Source organism: Nitrosomonas marina, assembly GCF_900110145.1.
Classification (GTDB): Bacteria; Pseudomonadota; Gammaproteobacteria; order Burkholderiales; family Nitrosomonadaceae; genus Nitrosomonas; species Nitrosomonas marina.
Map to the genome: position 1 here is coordinate 94,122 of NZ_FOCP01000007.1, position 18,501 is coordinate 112,622.

The window sequence follows — 18,501 nt, forward strand, 5'->3', positions numbered from 1 at the left end:
CTGCTGAGAGTGATAACAGGTCTATTTCATTTGACCCGCCAATAAAAAAGCGCTTACATAGCGCGATTCATAGCAAGTGCAATTTTGTTTCACGTATTGTCGAAACTACGACAGATTGTGACAGGAGTTTCCTTCATTTGCGTGCAAACACGGCGTCACCAATTAGCTTAATCGTGTTTAGCGGGACCTCTCCTACAGTTGTTATTTTGTTATTTTCCAGTTCGCGCACGTAAATATTTATCGCGCCACGACTTGAATAGAAACCTGGAACCGGAGGCGTATCATCTGTCTTGACAGGTTCAATAAAAATAGACACGGTAGCTATATCATCAGATAAAACAATATGATCAATCATCGCGCTCTTTCCTGCCAGCTTACGTCTCATTTCAGCAAGCTTTTCAAATCCCGCGGGCAGTTCTTCCAATTGCCATTTCAGCTCACCTTTATCCAGATGCTCTGTCGTTAGATCTACCTGCTTCCAGTTTTGGGTTGATATTGACTCTGTACTCAGCAATTCTTCGTCAATATCTTTACCAATTTTCAGCTGAGCAAATGCATACTGTTCAACGATATCTTCTTTGTCTGTTACAGCGGCTTTCAACAGCAGGCCGCTGTCAATATCAATCCAGAACTTGTGCCCATATCGCAAGTTATCTTTTGGTATCAGTTTTATCATCTGGGCGTCATGTCCTGCAATACGCTCCTGGCCGTCAACCTCCATTTTATAATTATCACGTATTCGCACGGTTGGATGCGGCAGCAAATCCGGAAAAAACTTTCTAAACCAACGTGTTTCAGTATAGACTTTCTTGCTGCCCGGCATGTAGCATTTCATCTCATCGTTGTAGCGATAAACAATACGCGCCATGCCATCCAAAATCTCTATTTTGTCATACTCATCATCATGATCCACGCGATGCGTAATTTGTGATGTTTCTATATGACCATCGGCATAATACACAAAGGTTCCGTGATAATTTTGTTGACGCGGTGCTTCAGCGATTCTCTGTAACCAGTCGTATGCACGTGCATAGGACTGGGATTGAGGTTCAGCGCCAACCGCCTGGAATGTCAGTACAAGTAACAAAAAAACGGGTAATGCAGGGTTTTTCATCTACCATATTGATCATGGAAATTATCGTGAGCGCCAGTCACTGGATAAATATAGGCTGATTGACTGCCGTATTTGGCATGTCCAGAAGATAACTCTTTATAATGGTTTTGAAAATTATGATAAAAGAGATAGTTGTTCATTTCCTCTGCTGAGGTATTTGGATATGGATGAGTAACCTGATAAGGTCGAGCAGTTTGTGGATGAGACACCAGCATCGAACCTGAACCTACAGGCCTATCAGTATCTACTTGGCTGCGTGATTGATCCGCCACAACGACTGGTTGTGTTTGCAAGTATACATCATGCATGACAAACCACGCGGTTACCATTGCCACTACTGATGCTGCTGTTGCAAATGCGAATACCTTTGTTTTGGAATTTCTATAGACGGGCTTGTTTGGTGTAAGTACTGTAGGTTCTGTTTCGAGTTGTTGTCTGACACGATAGGTGAGGTCTGCCGGTGAAGTGTCCGGTTGCCTTAGGACATCACCGATTAAATGAAAAGTTTCCCAATCCTGATGCAATTCCTGGTTCTTTTTGAGTGCTTCAATTATTTTACTGGCATCTGAGCCAGTGAGTTCACCATCCATTAATTCGGAAACCTTACTTTTCACTTTACCACCTCTTGTCTTTGCTTGTACCCAGTAACGGGCGTAGTTTCTCAGAAATTGCTTCACGCGCTCTAAAAATACGCGAACGAACTGTACCTATCGGACATTCCATGATGTTTGCAATTTCTTCATAACTCAGCCCTTCTATTTCTCGCAATATAATTGCAGTTCTTAACTCATCCGGCAATTCTTCCAACGTCTGGTTCACTGTTTGAGCAATCTGTTTACTCATCAGTTCACTTTCAGGCGTATGCATCTCACGCAAAACGCCGCCTTCTTCAAAATTTTCAGCTTCGTCACTATCAATGCCATGCAAGGTCGGCGCTTTTCTACCTTGAGACACCAGATAGTTTTTAGCAGTATTTATACCTATTCGGTACAACCAGGTGTAAAAGGCGCTGTCACCTCGAAACGAAGGCAGTGCCCTGTAAGCTTTGATGAAAGCCTCTTGCACTACATCTTCAACTTCGGACGAATCCCGTATGAACTGTGATAGTAAACGTGTCAACTTACGTTGATATTTAGCTACCAATAGGTCAAACGCGCGTTTATCGCCATTTTGTACCCGCTCCACTAATTGCTGATCGATTTCACGATCGCCCATCCTGCCTGATCCTTGCGCATTAAGAATTAATAAAACTGCTTTAATTGCAATATGGCCTTGATTAAAAGCCAGCGGGATCAAGTATACCTATTCAAAGGGATCACGAAAACCAATCAGCTACTTTACTGAAGACAACAAACCAAGTGAAATAGTTCATTGATCATCCGCTACAATTGATAACTAATGCCAAATTCCTGACGGAATTCCTGCACATGTATTACAAACATCATTCGGAACTATCCGGCAATACAACCGCTTGAAATAGTTTCTGCTACAACACTGAAGCTTTGCTCATAATAATAGCGTAAAAGATTATTAAATACCTCTCTCATATGATTATTGGAGCTCTATGCACCATAGTATGTGGATTCTGGCTCGAAGAAATGCGCTATTGCTGTTCACTTCTGTCTGAATCCACGATCTTCGGAATGATTACAATACAGTATACAGCCTAAATCCGTCATTTCCTTGTGTTTGACTGCTCATCACAATGATGCAGCGATATAATCGGTTGCGGGGTCCAACCGGATTTTCGATGATCAACAATCACATTGGTAAATATACCACCGCGCACAAAAAAGCGTGCAGTCAAACGGATATATCTCGGTTTTAACACACCTACAAGATCTTCAAGTATCTGGTTAGTCACCGCTTCATGGAAAGCAGCTTCGTCTCGATATGACCAGATGTACAATTTAAGGCTTTTAAGCTCGATACATTTTTTATCTGGAATATAATCCAATATCAAAGTGGCGAAATCAGGCTGACCGGTTTTAGGACATACACATGTAAACTCTGGTATCTCCATATGAATTTGATAATCCCTTTTAACGAAAGGGTTGGGAAATGTTTCTAACTGTTTGCTGGGCTTAGTTGACATTCAGCATTCTCTTATTACGGTTAATTCAGTTACAATAAAACAAATATCGCTACATGCAGTTATCGCATGCAGTACATACTAATGAATTGTCCTATTATAACTGTATCCAGCTCATTAAATTGCGCCTTACTAAAATCAAACTTGCCGGCTTTAAATCATTCGTTGAACCGACTGTTATTCCGGTAAACAGCGATCTGGTCGGTATTGTAGGTCCCAATGGCTGCGGCAAATCCAACATAATAGATGCTGTACGCTGGGTACTGGGTGAATCCAAAGCCTCGGCATTACGCGGCGAATCCATGCAGGATGTTATTTTCGGCGGCACTGCGCAACGAAAACCTGTTGGCCGGGCCAGCGTCGAACTGGTATTTGACAACAGTCAGGGTAAAGCAGTCGGCGCCTGGTCCGGTTACACGGAAATTGCCATAAAACGCATTATTCAACGAGAGGGTAATTCGAATTATTACATCAACAATATTCATGTCAGGCGCCGCGATGTAGCCGATCTTTTTCACGGCACCGGTGTCGGTGGCCGCGGTTATGCCATAATTGAGCAAGGCATGATTTCACGCATCATAGAAGCGAAACCCCAGGAATTAAAATATTTTCTTGAGGAAGCAGCGGGCATCTCCAAATATCGTGAAAGAAGGCATGAAACAGAATTAAGGCTTGCTGATACTCGCAAAAACCTCACTCGCGTTGAAGACATCCTGAGTGAACTTAACAAGCAGATAGACCACCTAAGCGGTCAGGCTGAGATCGCCTGCAAATACAACTCACTCAAGCAGCAGCTGAATAAAACACAACAAATACTCTGGCTACAACAAAAAAAAGAAGCCATTCACAAACGCCAGCGCATAGAAAAAGAAATTAAGACAGTCGAACAGGCACTAGAAGCAGAAATTTCCTCAACACAATCCTGCAGAGCCCAAAGGGAAACAGCACGGACACACGAGCATCAACTTGGCGAAGAGTTGCATGAGCTGCAGGGAAAATTATATGCAGCCAACGCAGACAAAGCGCGTATCGAACAGGAAATAACACAATTTCATAAAAACAGGGAACGACTTGCAGCCCAGATACTTGATCTAGAAAAACAGATCACTCGAAATCGACAACAAATCGACGCTGCTAAAGACAACCTGAAGCACTGGCATGAGGAAAATAATCAGGCACAGGCCTTGCGCGAAGCCGATATGCAAATCTGCCAAGCGGAAAATGACAAGTTACCTGAATCGGAGAAAGCTTATGATCAATGTCAAAAAGCATTCGATTCACTTCAACAAAAGCTAATCATGGCTGAAAGAGCCGGTAGTCTGGAGCGAACCCACATTCAGCATGCAAACAGAATGATTCAGCAACTACAATCGCGCAATAACCGCTTGCTTACAGAATTCAATACGCTGCCAACTCCTGATCACGAGACATTACAAAACCTTGAACTGAATTCTGAGCACATACGCGATCAGTTGTGCCAGGCAGAAAATACATTAAAACAGACAGAGGCGGATTATTCTCTAGAGAGCGGCCGTAAAGATAAAGTCGCCTCACAAGTATACGAACTTCAGAAAAAAATATCTCATTCACAGGCCCAATTTAATGCGCTGCAGAGTTTACAGCAAAAAATTGAAAATAATGATGCGCTAAAAGATTGGCTACACAAACATAATCTGGAAACTCAGCCGCGCTTATGGCAGTGCATACATATCGAGAAAGATTGGGAAAACGCACTTGAATCCATTTTACGCGAACGCCTCAACAGCCTGGGATTTGCGCAGTTGGAACTCGTCCACGACTGGAAGGATGATATCCCTCCAGGAAAACTGTCTATCTTTGAGTTTCGTCAGCATGAAGACCATAAATACGCTGATCATCTGGATTTTCCTGCCAATCGTAAAAACTGGCGAGCTTTGGCAGGCTTTTTGTCGTGCAGCGATCAATCTATTAAACCCGTCCTTAATGAATGGCTTAGACACATGTTTGCCGTAGATCATATACATGACGCCATTCAGCAAAGAGTCCATCTTAGTTCAGATGAAAAATTTGTTACACCTGAGGGCCACATTATTTCCCGCAGCAGCATCAACTTTCATTCTCCAGAGTCACAGTTGCATGGCGTTTTGTCCAGGCAGCGCGAACTCGACCAATTACAAACTGAATTAAAAGCGCTGGAAAAAAAACTAAAAGTTCAACAGTCACTTCTTGATCAGTCTTCGACAAACCTGGACAAGCTCTATGAAGCCACCCAAGCGGAGCGCACACGCTTGCAGCAACTGACACAGCAACAACATCATTTGCAGCTTGAAAAAACAAAACTCTCTCAAATTCATCAACAGGTCGATCAACGTAAAAGCATGATCACGAAAGAGCTTGAAGAAATCGATCAGGAACTGGTCACAGAAACTACTCAAAAAGCACGTGCTGAAACACGATCATCAGATTTTCAGAGCCAGATCGAAACTACAAAGCAACAAGTTGATTCAGCAAAAAATGCATTGGCAATTGCCCGCCAACAGCTTGCAGACCGTCAGTTAAAAATTCAAAGCTACAATAAAAAAATTCAAGAAGCAGTTTTTAACGAAAAAATATGTCAGAATAAAATCAGTGATATATCAAACTCAATCAAAGCATGTGAAACAGAAATTACACATCTCTTAGCAAAACACAATCAAGTATCATCAGAGAAAAACGGGCAGGACGACACGCTGCTAACAAATCAACTACACGAATGCCGGTTACAAAGCGCAGCCCTGGAGCAAAGCGTTACGGAGAAACGAAGTCTGCTAGATATTGCTAGAAAGCAGATTCAGACGATTGAAAACATGCTGATGGCATCAGAACAAAAACAGACAGCAATAAGAGAATCATTGAGCCAACTGCACTTAAAAACACAGGAATACGGCCTGCTGGAAGAACGATATGCAGAGCAACTCATCGAATCTCAGGCGACTGAAGCTGAATTGATGGAATTCGTAAATCAGAAAGGCATATCCGCTTTGCAGGCTGAGATCAATCAAATCAACAAACACATAGCAGCGATGGGCACCGTTAACCTCGCGGCAATTCAGGAACTCGAAGCTGCCAGTCAACGTTCAGACACGTTAAACACTCAGGTTCGGGATCTTAAAGAAGCCATGAACATCCTGGAAAATGCCATCGACCAAATCGATCAAGAAACCAGGAAACGTTTGCAGGAAACTTTTCATACAGTCAATCACAATTTAAACGAAATTTTTCCAGTTATATTCTCTGGTGGAAAAGCCGAGCTGATTCTTTGCGAAGGTACAATACTTGAATCCGGATTGATGTTGACCGCGCAACCACCCGGCAAAAAAAACAATTCGCTGCACCTGTTATCCGGTGGTGAAAAAGCACTTACAGCATTAGCATTGATTTTTGCATTATTTCGCTTAAAGCCTGCCCCTTTCTGTTTACTGGACGAAGTTGACGCACCCCTTGATGATACAAATACGACACGTTTTTGCGAACTGGTCAAAAAACTGTCACAACAAACACAGTTTTTATTTATCAGTCATAATAAAATTACAATGGAAATTGCGCAGCAGCTAATCGGCATTACAATGCAGAATCAAGGAATCTCAAGTGTTGTTGCAGTTGATATTGCAAACGCTGTAAATCCGGCCAGAAATAAGGAGACTGCACTATCATAGTAGTGAAAAGTTTCACCCGGCAGCCATGAAAATGATTGCCTTTTCAGGAATATTCATGTGTATCGAGATGGTAAGGAAATAGTATGGATTTATTGAATATGAGCGACTTACAAGTCAGTTTGATTTTTATCGGCATAGTTATCATTGTCGGCGTTGCTATTTTTAACTGGGTACAGCAATTACGTTACCGACGCAAAATTGAATCTACCCTGGATCATCAACATGATGATGCCCTATTTAAAAAAAACAGTGACCACAAACAGCGTGAACCGCACAAAAGAATAGAACCAGAACTCGGTCAAGGCTTCTTTTCAAACAATCCATCCCCGCCCCAGCATTCTCTAGTCGACGAACCAGACAGTCTCTCTGAAGAAAATAACTTGCAAACCGACAGTTCCGAAGTTGACACATCTTCTTCGACAGAAGCTTTACCTACTGCAGACGTTTATGATAGCCGTTCAAATTATGTTGTTATCATATCCGCAGACGAAATAATTCCCGGTATGGAACTAAACAAGCTACTACAAAGAAAGTATGAATTTAGCAAACCATTGATTTGGCTGGGAAGAAGAGAAAAATCCAGCACATGGGAAGAAATTGCTGCGGGAACAACGGCAGAGAATTCAGATTATATCAGCCTGAAAGGCTGTCTTTTATTGGCTGATAGATCGGGACCGATCAGAGAAATCGATCTATCGAAGTTTCGGGATACGGTACAGGATTTTGCTTCGCACGTCAGAGCGAGTGCCGATTGTCCTGATATCGTAAACGCTCATGAACAGGCTATTATTCTCGATAAATTTTGCGCTGATGTCGATGTGATGATTGGCATCAATATTATCAGCAAAGACAACGGCGCTTTTGTCGGCACAAAAATCAGAGCACTCGCAGAGGCATCCGGTTTCAAGCTCGAAGCCGATGGTATTTTCAAATATCGTGATGAAAATAATCATGTTTTGTTTACACTTACGAATTATGAGTCGGATTCCTTTAAACCTGAAAATATGAAAGCAATTACCACGCACGGTGTTACCTTTTTACTGGACGTGCCCCGGGTAGCCAATGGCGAAAAAGTTTTTGATCAGATGACACATCTGGCAAAGATTTTTGCCAATACACTTGGGGGTATTATGGTTGATGACAACCGCGTTCCACTCAGTGAGAATGGGCTTGCTAGAAGTAAGCAGCAGTTGGTCAATATCCAGACATCCATGAAAGAAAATAATATTGTCGCTGGCAGCTCTAATGCATTGCGTTTATTCAATTGAAAAACTGTACTGATTCCTGATTCATAAACCGATTACACAAACTTAATCCGCCCGTCTAAATCAACCGAATACCATAACAAATAAACTGGAGCACGCATATGAACCAAGAAAGTAAAAAAACCTTTTCGCCGATCGAAGTTCAGTTGGAAGCAAGCAAGCAATACTTTTGGTGCACATGTGGTCGCAGTCAATCACAGCCATTTTGTGATGGATCGCATAAAAATACGACTTTTACACCCAGAGCTTTCTCCGTCAATGAAAATAGATCAGCCTGGCTTTGTACATGCAAAAAAACAGGTAATGCACCATTCTGTGATGGTACACACAACAAACTATAATGGGTGTGGTAGACTTGAAGTAATCCCTATTGTCGAATAGTCTTACCTGAGCATTGTCTTGCAGATCTTCCTAGGATATTCATGGACTCAGAACTCAAATTTCTAGCGGAGGAAGTCGACCGGCTCATACGCCTGTATCAGGAGATCAGCATTGAAAATACAAAGCTACGTCAGCAGCTTGCAGAAACCAGTGCCAGGAACGAAAAATTAACAGAAAAAATTCATATTGCCAGCAGTCGTCTAGAAATCCTTTTACAGCATCTACCTGATCATGAATAAGGAAGATATTCTAAAAGTCACAATCATGGGACGCGATTTCAATATCAGCTGTTCCGAGCAAGAACGCGCCGAACTATTATTAGCTGCAGAATTACTGGAAAGCAAAATTCAAAAAATCAGGCAGGAGGGCAAAATGATTGATTCTGACCGAATTGTTATTGCCGCCGCACTGAGCATAGCGCACGAACTGCTTGTTCTGCGCCAATCAAGCGGCTTTGACATTGACGAGATTAAGCGTAGAATAGCCCATATACGTAAAAGAATTAATGATGTATTGATTAAGAAATAGCTTTGATGTTTGATAATCAGCGTATCTGTTTATTAGTGATCAAGCATATATCCGTTTAATAAAAATAGCTCCCTGCTATGTACGTTTAAGGCTGAAATTCTTTGAACCAATTATCATATTTGGTTGTTGACTAAAGTGGTGCTGGTGTGCGAGCCTGTACGGGCTTGCCTGATGTACCCGGGAAACGACCACCTTGAACCATCAGGTTCAAGATGATGGCCTGACGGCATCTGCGGGGAGCCCCTTTTATTTTAATCTGCACCCGTTCCAGTTAAGACTGTTGTTTTAAGAGCTTGCATTATATTCAGGCACAGATTAAATAATCCATTCAGCAGCTGGCCTGCTCTGAAAAATGTACTATTATGTGTGGGTCAACACATTTCCTCCGAACCGCAAACAGTCTGAATGGACGGGATATATGGTGTGTACATATAAGCGGTGTGTACATATAAGCGGTGTGTACATATAAGCATGTAAAACAGTGTGTCAGCTTCCCTGACAGTTCCATGGCCGGCAAAACTGAATTCTGCAAAATGCTGGCAGGAAGATCTCTCAAAACTACCGATTAATCTGGCATGAAACTTTATGCACTTATCATAATGTTGCTAGCTTTGATAATCAGCATATTCAATTTTGGGCCAAAAGCTGTTCAATGGCTGACTGTTTATGAGCAACTTGACCAAATGATACATCCTGTAGCGTTCCTTTTCTGTCAAACAGAATAGCCGAAGGCGTCCCTTGTAATGAGAAACGCTCAAATGTTTCAGCTTTCATATGTTTTTGTTCAAGAAAAGTCTGGATTTGGTTCTTGATTGCCTGCTGTTGATCCTCTCGCAACTGATCAAATTGCTCCAGTAACTGTCGCGCGTAAGCCAGCACACGTTCTTCTGTTACCGGCTCATTATCCGGTTCTATTCGATCCATACCCACTGCAAAAGGAAGTCTCCATGGCAGTTTGGAATGATCAACCAGCAAGCCGCGTTGATTGAGTGCTTTAAGTGTTTCCCCGATCACCTCTCCGGTTCCAACAAGCTGACGAAGATTTTCCAATGTATTTTTATCATAATCTTCAAAAGCAGTTGCCAGGGCAACTATTACAAGGCCATGGTCACTATATTTTTCATGGAGTTGTATTGCATTCGGAAGTGCATACAAAAAACAACCCGGGCAATTTACCTGAAAAACCTCAATCAGCACTACGGAGCCCAGTAAATCCTCCATCCTTGCCGGACCGTCTTGCACCCATGTATCTACAGCCACATCAGTAAGGTATAAATTATTCATGCATATTTACTCTAAGAATTGAGATTTTCAGAAGAATGAACGTCACCAAGAATTTGTGTAAATGAAACCCTAGCAGAATGAATGGATCGTTACAATTGAACCCAAATAACAGTCGAAATATTTTGTGACTCGATGTACCTGTCTGTTCAAATTTTAAACTCAAAATGAATTAAATACCTGCTAGCCAGCTTCAGTCATATTTTTCATTATGCTGAACTCCATTGATCTACAAATATTGCCACGTGTTCAATTACCAAACGTTATACTGAAATATGACCCTAATGAATGACACTCTTCCGATTATTCAAATGGATGACGTAAAACAATGGTGTCCTTTCGATCCGGGCCTGTAGAAATCATGTCAATCGGCGTCTGACATATATCTTCAATTCTCTTTAAATAATTTTGAGCCGCTTTGGGCAATTGGCTAAAATTCTGGATACCACCTGTCCCGGCTGACCACCCCGGAATCTCTTCATAAATTGGCTCGCATTGATGCAAATCATCCGCCCCTACCGGCAACACATCAGATTTTTTGCCACTACTCAATCGGTAGCCAACACAGATATTCAATACCTCCACACCATCCAGTACATCTAGCTTGGTCATACACAGTCCTGTCACACCATTAATCTGTATTGATCGCCTCATTGCAACAGCATCAAACCAACCACAGCGTCTTGGACGACCTGTTGTCGAACCAAACTCATGGCCACGTTCAGCCAGACGATGGCCAATTTCATCTTCCAGTTCTGTAGGAAACGGACCGGAACCAACGCGAGTTGTATAGGCTTTAGTAATACCTAGCACATAATGCAGCATCTGCGGCCCAACCCCACTCCCGGCTGCTGCTGCTCCAGCTGTACAATTACTGGATGTTACAAAGGGGTAAGTACCATGATCAATATCCAGCAGCGTTCCCTGAGCACCTTCAAACAATAGATTATTACCAGCCTTACAAGCATCAAATAAAAGTTGAGGTATGTCTGCGATCCACGGTTTTATGCGCTCTGACTGCATAATCAAATCATCCAGCGTTTTCTGAAAATCGACTATAGATGCATTGAAATAGTTTTTTAAAACAAAATTATGATAATCCAATACTTCACCCAGTTTTGCTGCAAGTCTGTCTCTATGAAACAAATCCTGCAACCGTATTGCACGACGCGCAACTTTATCTTCATAGGCCGGACCGATACCACGTCCGGTTGTACCAATTTTACTCACACCTCTGGCACGCTCGCGGGCATGATCAAGTGCGGTGTGGCAAGGTAATATCAGCGGACATGCTTCACTGATACGTAGCCGACCATTGATATCAACATCCATTTGCTCAAGCATGTCTACTTCTTTTAATAGCGCTTCAGGCGACACGACTACGCCATTTCCTATGTAGCAGATCACATCATCGCGTAAAATTCCTGACGGAATCAAATGCAGAATTGTTTTGTTTTCGCCAATTACTAGTGTATGACCCGCATTGTGACCGCCTTGAAAGCGAACTACACCCTGGGCATGATCTGTCAACCAGTCAACAACTTTCCCTTTGCCCTCATCTCCCCATTGTGTGCCAATCACAACAACATTTTTAGTTACCATACAAAATCTCTTGATTCATCCTCTAATTTTCAATGAATTCAATCTGCTCTACATTCCACGTACCGTTATGCATGACAAGTCGTCTGTCACAATTCAAGGCAACTTCTGATTGCCCCGGTAATTCAATGATGACAATATGCCCTTCCTGACGTAAACGCGCTATTATAGAATTCAATTCCTTGTCTTTTTTGTTATAGGGAGCACTTATACCCTTCGGATATGATTTTTGCTCAACAAGCCTGGATAACTCACGCAAATCCATGCTGAAGCCAGTAGCAGGCCTAGCCCTGCCAAATGCCTTACCAATCTCATCATATCGCCCGCCCAGTGCGATGGCATTCGAACAGCCTCGTGCGTATGCGGCAAAAACCATGCCAGTATGATAGTGATACCCACGCAAATCTGCCAAATCAAAGGCAACGGTTTCCACAATCGGCTCGAGTTCTTCACTGATCCACTCGAGCTGATCAATGGCTGATAAAATTTCATTCTGCGAAGGCAGACGCTTCTTTGCCTCCTGTAAAATTTCTATACCGCCATATAATTCGGGCAGTAACAACAATGCCTCCCGCGTACTTTGTTTAAGTTTTCGACAAATTTCTTTCAGCGCAGAAATATCTTTTGCCTGCAGTACTGTAAACAGTTCAGCTTCCATTTCTGATGAAATATTGGCATTTTTGATAATTCCTCTGAAGACTGCCACATGTCCAAGATCCAGATGTACTTGATTCAGTCCGGCAATCGCAAGACATGCCAACATCAACTGCTGGATTTCAATGTCGCTTTCCATCCCCCCATGACCATAAAGCTCTGCACCGACCTGTAACGGTTCACGTGTTTGTGTCAGACTGATTGGGACCGTATGTAACACACTGTTCGCATAACAGAGCCGAGTGATACCATCACAGTTTAATAAATGCGCATCAATCCGCGCTACTTGTGGAGTCATATCAGCACGCAAACCCATCATTCTGCCACTAAGCTGATCAATTACCTTGAACATTTGCAGACTCATGTCGCTTCCACTACCGGTCAACAAAGATTCCTCATATTCGAGTAAGGGCGGAAAAACCTGTTGATAGCCATGGAGCAGCAGCAAATCAATAATGCGTCGTCGCATCGTTTCAATATGCAACGCCTCTGCAGGCAGAATATCTTCAATATACTCAGGCAGTAGCCAGTTACGCATGGTAAAACTATAGAAATGAGTAAAATTTAAAAAATCAGCTCAGTATCAAAAACAACGCCAACCCGATGAGCATTGATGTCAATCCGATAAATCGAATCTGACCATCATGTATCTCAGTTAATTTCTTGAATGTCTCACGCCAAATGCGTGGCGAAATGAATGGTAACAAACCTTCTAGAATCAGCATAAGTGCAAATGCCATCAGAAAAGTCTCAAACATAAAACACTTCCCCTCACCAAACTCAGAATAGTTGAAATTTATAGGATTATTACGCTGTAAAAAAACAAAGGCGCCGCAAATGGAAGTAAAACTATCTTCTTCAGCGAGCGCCTTTTGTTTTATTGATAAACTGATCTAGGTAAAAAGCTGATATACCAATAATCAATCAGATTCACTATTCTGTCACGAACGTAATTACTGCCACAACGAAGCAACAGGTTTAGCTATCGAATCAGTAAAGCTTGTATAAAAATTGTCTCTCAACAAAATTTTTGCCATCACGAATCAATTGCTAGTCGGATCTTTAAGATACTTGAAAAATTCTGATTTAGGCTCCAATACCATCATATCGTTTTTATGCTTAAAGGTATTTTTGTAGGCATCCATACTACGCCAGAATGAATAAAATTCAGCATCTTGTTCAAATGCACTCGCATAGATCGCTGCAGCTTCCCGGTCTCCCTCACCCATAGTTGTCTGGGCCTCCCGATAGGCTTCTGCCAAAATAACTTCACGCTGGCGATCTGCGTCAGCACGAATTTTTTCTGATTCGGCTGCACCCGTCGAACGGAGTTCATTCGCTACGCGCTTACGTTCTGCCTCCATTCTGCGATAGACAGACTCGCTTACTTCCTGCGGCAAATCTACACGTTTCAAGCGCACGTCAACCACCTCTACGCCAATGGTTCGTGCATCGACATCAGCTTTCTGACGCATAATCTCCATGATCACGTCCCTTTCACCGGACACCACGTCATGAACCGTTCGATTACCAAATTCGTCACGTAAGCTCGCGTTGATTGTTTGTGCCAGACGGATCTGTGCCAAGCTTTCATCTCCGCGGACACTAATGAAATATTGTTTCACATCGATGATACGCCATTTTACAAACAGATCCACAAGAACGTTCTTTTTCTCAGAAGTAATAAAGCGCTCCGGCTCCTCTGAATCCATCGTTAAAATACGCTTTTCAAAAAAACGTACATTTTGTGCGATTGGAATCTTGAAATACAAACCAGGCTCAGTTTTGACATCGACAACCTCACCCAGTTGGAACAAAATTGCCTGCTGTCTTTCATCGACAATATAAATTGCAGAAGTGGCCAGCAAAAAACCCACCACTACAATACCCATTAAAACTGATGTAACACTTTTCATTTATCTCATCTCCCTTTCGCGTCCACGAAACGACTCGCGCGACCGGATACTATTATTGTCTGTCATCGTCTCAGGTACCATGGATGATTGTGTTGTATTCTTTGCAGGCGAGCCTGTTGAGGCTGAGCCACTGCCAATTAACTTATCCAGAGGCAGGTACAACAAATTGTTGCCGCTTTGCTGATCGACCATAATTTTACTGGTGCTGGACAGTACCTGCTGCATCATATCCAGATAAAGACGCTCACGAGTCACGCCCGGTGCCTTGCTGTATTCCTGAAGAATTTGTTCAAAACGGCTCGCATCACCTATTGCACTTGAAACAACGCGCGCTTTATAACCTTGCGATTGTTCAATCAAGCGTTCAGCTTCACCTCGCGCCCTTGGTATTACATCATTAGCATATGCCTGACCTTCATTCTTTTGGCGCTCTCTATCCTGGCCAGCTTTAACAGCATCATCGAAAGCTGCCTGGACCTGTTCAGGCGGTTGCGCATTCTGCATTGTTACTCTACTGATTGCTATACCGACCTGGTAGCGGTCAAGAATTTCCTGCATCAAAACTGTTGCAGCCGACGCAACCTGCTCACGACCTTCGTATAGAACATAGTCCATTTTACTTTTACCGATGATCTGCCTGATCGCCGTTTCAGCAGCCTGTAGTACGGAATCGTCTGGGTCCCTATTATTGAACAGAAATTTTTCTGGATCATTCAAGATATACTGTACAGCAAACTGTATATCAATAATATTCTCATCGTCAGTCAGCATCAGTGACTCGCGCAAAACTTTACTTCTGACGTTATTACGATAACCGATTTCTACCGTACGGACCTGGCTGACATTAACAAGCTCAACTTGCTCAATCGGATATGGCAAATGCCAACGCAAACCAGCCGGAGTCGTATTGACATATGCGCCAAAACGCAAAACGACACCTCGGTGACCTTCGTTGACAATATAAAACCCACTGGCAACCCAGACAACAAGCAATAAACCCAGGATCAGAATAATACTACCGCGGCTGTGCTGCTTTGGCTCTTTACCTCGTGAACCGCCACCGCCTTTGCCTTCCTTAGAACCAAATATGTTATTAATTTTTTTATTAACGTTACGTAAAACCTCATCCAGATCAGGTGGCCCGGAATCACCTTTGTTTTTTCCCCATTGAGGATCATTTAAACCCATAATTCTTCCTGTTTCATTTGTTTAAAATTAAATCAAACCACAGCACTTCCGCGCTCAATTATTACAGCCCGCCAGCGTCTTATTCATTGATTCAACTTCTTCCGAAAGCGCCTCAGACAGGGCCTGTCTAATAAAATCCAGCCCCTCCCCTGTTTTAGCACTTAGTCGTATGCGCGATATTCTATCATATTCATCCCGCATAAAACCCACGCACTTTGCTGGCGAATCGCATAAATCAATTTTGTTATACACCATAATTTGGGGAATTTTGTCTGCTCCTATTTCCGCCAAAAGTTTATTTACTTCTTCTATCTGCTCATCTTTATTTGGACTGCAAGTATCCACGACATGCAACAATATGTCGGCCTCTACAGTCTCTTCAAGAGTTGCCCGAAATGCTGCAACCAGTGTATGAGGTAATTCTCGAATAAACCCTACTGTGTCCGAAATGACGACCGGGCCGCGCTCAGGAATGAACAGTTTTCTCGTTGTCGTATCCAGTGTCGCAAACAATTGATCCGCTGCATATGTTTCTGATCTCGTCAGCCGATTAAATAACGTTGATTTCCCTGCATTGGTATAACCTACTATGGAAACCGACAAAACTTTTGATCGTCTTCTAGAACGACGTTGAACCTTGCGTTGGCGCTCCAGATTCACTAGCTTTTCCTTAAGCAGTTTGACACGCTTTCTCAATAAGCGACGATCTGTTTCCAGCTGCGTTTCTCCTGGTCCACGCAGACCGATGCCACCTTTTTGTCGTTCCAAGTGAGTCCAACCACGGACTAATCGTGTTGCCAGATGTTCTAGTTGCGCCAGTTCAACCTGCAATTTTCCTTCGTGACTCTTGGCTCTCTGCGCAAAAATGTCCAGTATCAAACTGGTACGATCAACTACTGGACAATCCAGCTGCTGCACCAAGTTACGTTGCTGTGCAGGACTGAGATCATGATTAAAAATTACCATGTTAGCACCAGCGCTTGTGAGCAGTTGCTCAATTTCTGCAACTTTTCCGCTGCCTACATATGTTTTCGCATCTGGGCATATACGTTTTCCTTCAACGACAGCACACACTGTAATCTGATCGCTGGCTGCAAGCTGCTGCAATTCTTGCAGGCGTTCTTTGCTCATGCCGTCACCAAAGTCCAGATTGACCAAGATCGCGGCATTCATGTTTCGTGTATGTTGAATACCTGACCTGTCAGGCATTAAGTATCTCTCGATTCAGGAACTTCAATAGGCAGGGTCACTGCTCTCGCAGGTACGACAGTTGATATAGCATGTTTATATACCATTTGTGTCACCGAATTTTTTAACAACACAACATATTGATCAAAAGAATCAATATGTCCTTGCAATTTAATGCCGTTTACTAAATAAATCGATACAGGTATATGTTCTTTACGCAAAATATTCAGAAACGGATCCTGCAATAACTGGCCCTTGGTACCCATGCGTGGCTCCCTGTTTTAATTATTAATTATAGGAGTAATGACTCTACTTGATTTTGATTTGCAAATCCAGTACCCCTGATACTTTTCAGAATACTAGTTTTTCTTAGCAAGTCATTAGCACCTCAATATAATTAAAAAGCGTAAGGCTAAAATGATTCCCAGCCCGGTTAAATAAAGCAATTGCTTCATGTTATCAAGATACCCAGACTGATTAAACAGCCTGGGAAATACTAACTAACTGACAAAATAGTTTACTTCCTTTTCTGAAACAAACCAAGTCATTTAATCCCTAAAATGGCTGGGGTCTTGGTGTATCGTTATTGGATGGTGGAAGAATAGGTAATTGAATATCAGGTTGTTCGCCTGTGAGTGTTTTCAGAAAGGCGACAATGCTGTCGATCTCTTTTTTATTGAAATCACGGTCGAGCTGCAGCTTACCCATTATTTTAACAGCTTCCTCAAGCGTCCAAACCGCACCGTCATGAAAATAGGGATAGGTCAATTCGATATTGCGCAACGTTGGCACTTTGAAAACATTTAAATCCGTATCTTTGCCGGTTACAGCTTTACGACCCTCAATTTTACTATCCGTTTTGTACTGATGATGAACACCAAATTTTTGGTAGAGAGCCCCACCCACAGCTGGACCATTGTGACAACCTGTACAGCCACTGCTCTTGAATAGCTTGTAACCATCAAGCTCTTGTTTATTCAGTGCGTTATTGTCTCCCTCAAGCCATTTATCGAAGCGTGATCCCGGGGTAACCAAAGTTTCCTCAAACGCAGCAATTGCCGTCGTCACACGATCGATATCAACCTTATCAGAGCCAAAAGCCTTTTCAAATTTTGCCCGATATTGCGGTATCGAATTTAAAACACTAACAGCCAGTTCATGTGTAGAAGCCATTTCACCTGGATTCGCGATTGGCCCGCCAGCTTGCTCTTTCAAATCTTTAGCGCGCCCATCCCAAAATTGCGCAAGATTCATGCTTGAATTCAACACTGTCGGCGCGTTAATTGGTCCCTGCTGCCAGGCATGACCTATTGATGTCGGAATATTATCTGTTCCACCCATGCTCAAATTATGACATGAGTTACAGGAAATCCAGCCTGACTTGGATAATCGCGGATCAAAAAACAACATTTTACCTAACTCTACAAGAGCAGGCTCTTTTGGTGTAACAGCCTTGATGGGTTGAATTGGTTCATTTGAAGCAGACACAGTGAACGAAACGGCAAGCGTGCTGATTAATAGCAACGATGCCATCAGTGTACGTATCATCATCGATAATCTCCCTTAAATTCCTACGGCTAATAAAGGCGCAGCCGATTACGCCTAATATAAAAATTCAGCG

Annotated in this window: 18 protein-coding genes and 1 other RNA gene; 6 read left to right on the plus strand and 13 right to left on the minus strand. The window is 42.6% G+C overall.

Going from position 1 to position 18,501, the window contains the following annotated elements; genetic code table 11:
- Positions 1 to 133: 133 nt before the first annotated feature.
- The 4 genes from BMX44_RS06715 to queF all read right to left on the minus strand — a co-directional run bounded on the left by BMX44_RS06715 (position 134) and on the right by queF (position 3,209).
- Complete coding sequence (locus BMX44_RS06715; protein ID WP_090630075.1) at positions 134 to 1,114, minus strand: MucB/RseB C-terminal domain-containing protein; 981 nt, start codon at positions 1,112 to 1,114, stop codon at positions 134 to 136.
- On the minus strand, positions 1,111 to 1,728 hold the full coding sequence (locus BMX44_RS06720) for a sigma-E factor negative regulatory protein (RefSeq protein ID WP_090630081.1): 618 nt from the start codon (positions 1,726 to 1,728) through the stop codon (positions 1,111 to 1,113). The genes BMX44_RS06715 and BMX44_RS06720 overlap by 4 nt, the downstream gene beginning before the upstream one ends.
- Before the next feature lies 1 nt (position 1,729).
- On the minus strand, positions 1,730 to 2,329 hold the full coding sequence (rpoE, locus tag BMX44_RS06725; protein ID WP_090630377.1) for an RNA polymerase sigma factor RpoE: 600 nt from the start codon (positions 2,327 to 2,329) through the stop codon (positions 1,730 to 1,732).
- 460 nt (positions 2,330 to 2,789) lie between these two features.
- Positions 2,790 to 3,209 (minus strand): preQ(1) synthase, encoded by a 420-nt coding sequence (gene queF, locus BMX44_RS06730; protein WP_090630085.1) that lies wholly within the window; start codon positions 3,207 to 3,209, stop codon positions 2,790 to 2,792.
- Between the two features lie 119 nt (positions 3,210 to 3,328).
- Here queF and smc point away from each other — a divergent pair, with 119 nt between their 5' ends.
- The 6 genes from smc to ssrS all read left to right on the plus strand — a co-directional run bounded on the left by smc (position 3,329) and on the right by ssrS (position 9,297).
- Positions 3,329 to 6,880: a chromosome segregation protein SMC gene (gene smc / locus BMX44_RS06735; RefSeq protein WP_177167698.1), complete on the plus strand. Its 3,552-nt coding sequence runs from the start codon at positions 3,329 to 3,331 to the stop codon at positions 6,878 to 6,880.
- A gap of 83 nt (positions 6,881 to 6,963) precedes the next feature.
- On the plus strand, positions 6,964 to 8,148 hold the full coding sequence (locus BMX44_RS06740) for a cell division protein ZipA C-terminal FtsZ-binding domain-containing protein (protein ID WP_090630094.1): 1,185 nt from the start codon (positions 6,964 to 6,966) through the stop codon (positions 8,146 to 8,148).
- Between the two features lie 98 nt (positions 8,149 to 8,246).
- On the plus strand, positions 8,247 to 8,486 hold the full coding sequence (locus BMX44_RS06745; RefSeq protein ID WP_090630098.1) for a CDGSH iron-sulfur domain-containing protein: 240 nt from the start codon (positions 8,247 to 8,249) through the stop codon (positions 8,484 to 8,486).
- 81 nt (positions 8,487 to 8,567) lie between these two features.
- Positions 8,568 to 8,765, plus strand: a complete 198-nt coding sequence (locus tag BMX44_RS06750; RefSeq protein ID WP_090630102.1) for a hypothetical protein — start codon at positions 8,568 to 8,570, stop codon at positions 8,763 to 8,765.
- Positions 8,758 to 9,054 (plus strand): cell division protein ZapA, encoded by a 297-nt coding sequence (locus BMX44_RS06755; RefSeq protein ID WP_090630106.1) that lies wholly within the window; start codon positions 8,758 to 8,760, stop codon positions 9,052 to 9,054. Before BMX44_RS06750 ends, BMX44_RS06755 begins: the two co-directional genes overlap by 8 nt.
- A gap of 66 nt (positions 9,055 to 9,120) precedes the next feature.
- A non-coding RNA gene (gene ssrS, locus BMX44_RS06760) (6S RNA) lies at positions 9,121 to 9,297 on the plus strand.
- A gap of 384 nt (positions 9,298 to 9,681) precedes the next feature.
- Here the strand turns inward: ssrS and BMX44_RS06765 are convergent.
- The 9 genes from BMX44_RS06765 to BMX44_RS06805 all read right to left on the minus strand — a co-directional run bounded on the left by BMX44_RS06765 (position 9,682) and on the right by BMX44_RS06805 (position 18,431).
- Positions 9,682 to 10,338: a thioredoxin domain-containing protein gene (locus tag BMX44_RS06765; RefSeq protein ID WP_090630110.1), complete on the minus strand. Its 657-nt coding sequence runs from the start codon at positions 10,336 to 10,338 to the stop codon at positions 9,682 to 9,684.
- 300 nt (positions 10,339 to 10,638) lie between these two features.
- Positions 10,639 to 11,937 carry an adenylosuccinate synthase gene (locus BMX44_RS06770; protein ID WP_090630114.1) on the minus strand — a complete coding sequence of 433 codons (1,299 nt, stop codon included), beginning with the start codon at positions 11,935 to 11,937 and terminating at the stop codon, positions 10,639 to 10,641.
- 22 nt (positions 11,938 to 11,959) lie between these two features.
- Positions 11,960 to 13,126, minus strand: coding sequence for an ATP phosphoribosyltransferase regulatory subunit (locus BMX44_RS06775; protein WP_090630121.1), 1,167 nt, complete (start codon positions 13,124 to 13,126; stop codon positions 11,960 to 11,962).
- Positions 13,127 to 13,160: 34 nt separating this feature from the next.
- Positions 13,161 to 13,346 (minus strand): DUF2065 domain-containing protein, encoded by a 186-nt coding sequence (locus BMX44_RS06780; RefSeq protein WP_090630125.1) that lies wholly within the window; start codon positions 13,344 to 13,346, stop codon positions 13,161 to 13,163.
- 285 nt (positions 13,347 to 13,631) lie between these two features.
- The gene (hflC, locus tag BMX44_RS06785; RefSeq protein ID WP_425433711.1) at positions 13,632 to 14,480 is read right to left on the minus strand and encodes a protease modulator HflC; all 849 of its coding nucleotides are present in this window, start codon (positions 14,478 to 14,480) and stop codon (positions 13,632 to 13,634) included.
- 24 nt (positions 14,481 to 14,504) lie between these two features.
- Positions 14,505 to 15,692 (minus strand): FtsH protease activity modulator HflK, encoded by a 1,188-nt coding sequence (hflK, locus tag BMX44_RS06790; protein ID WP_090630133.1) that lies wholly within the window; start codon positions 15,690 to 15,692, stop codon positions 14,505 to 14,507.
- Between the two features lie 54 nt (positions 15,693 to 15,746).
- Positions 15,747 to 16,901 carry a GTPase HflX gene (gene hflX / locus BMX44_RS06795; protein ID WP_090630136.1) on the minus strand — a complete coding sequence of 385 codons (1,155 nt, stop codon included), beginning with the start codon at positions 16,899 to 16,901 and terminating at the stop codon, positions 15,747 to 15,749.
- Positions 16,901 to 17,146 (minus strand): RNA chaperone Hfq, encoded by a 246-nt coding sequence (hfq, locus tag BMX44_RS06800; protein ID WP_090630139.1) that lies wholly within the window; start codon positions 17,144 to 17,146, stop codon positions 16,901 to 16,903. The genes hflX and hfq overlap by 1 nt, the downstream gene beginning before the upstream one ends.
- Positions 17,147 to 17,435: 289 nt before the next feature.
- Positions 17,436 to 18,431: a cytochrome-c peroxidase gene (locus tag BMX44_RS06805; protein ID WP_090630144.1), complete on the minus strand. Its 996-nt coding sequence runs from the start codon at positions 18,429 to 18,431 to the stop codon at positions 17,436 to 17,438.
- Positions 18,432 to 18,501 lie beyond the last annotated feature (70 nt).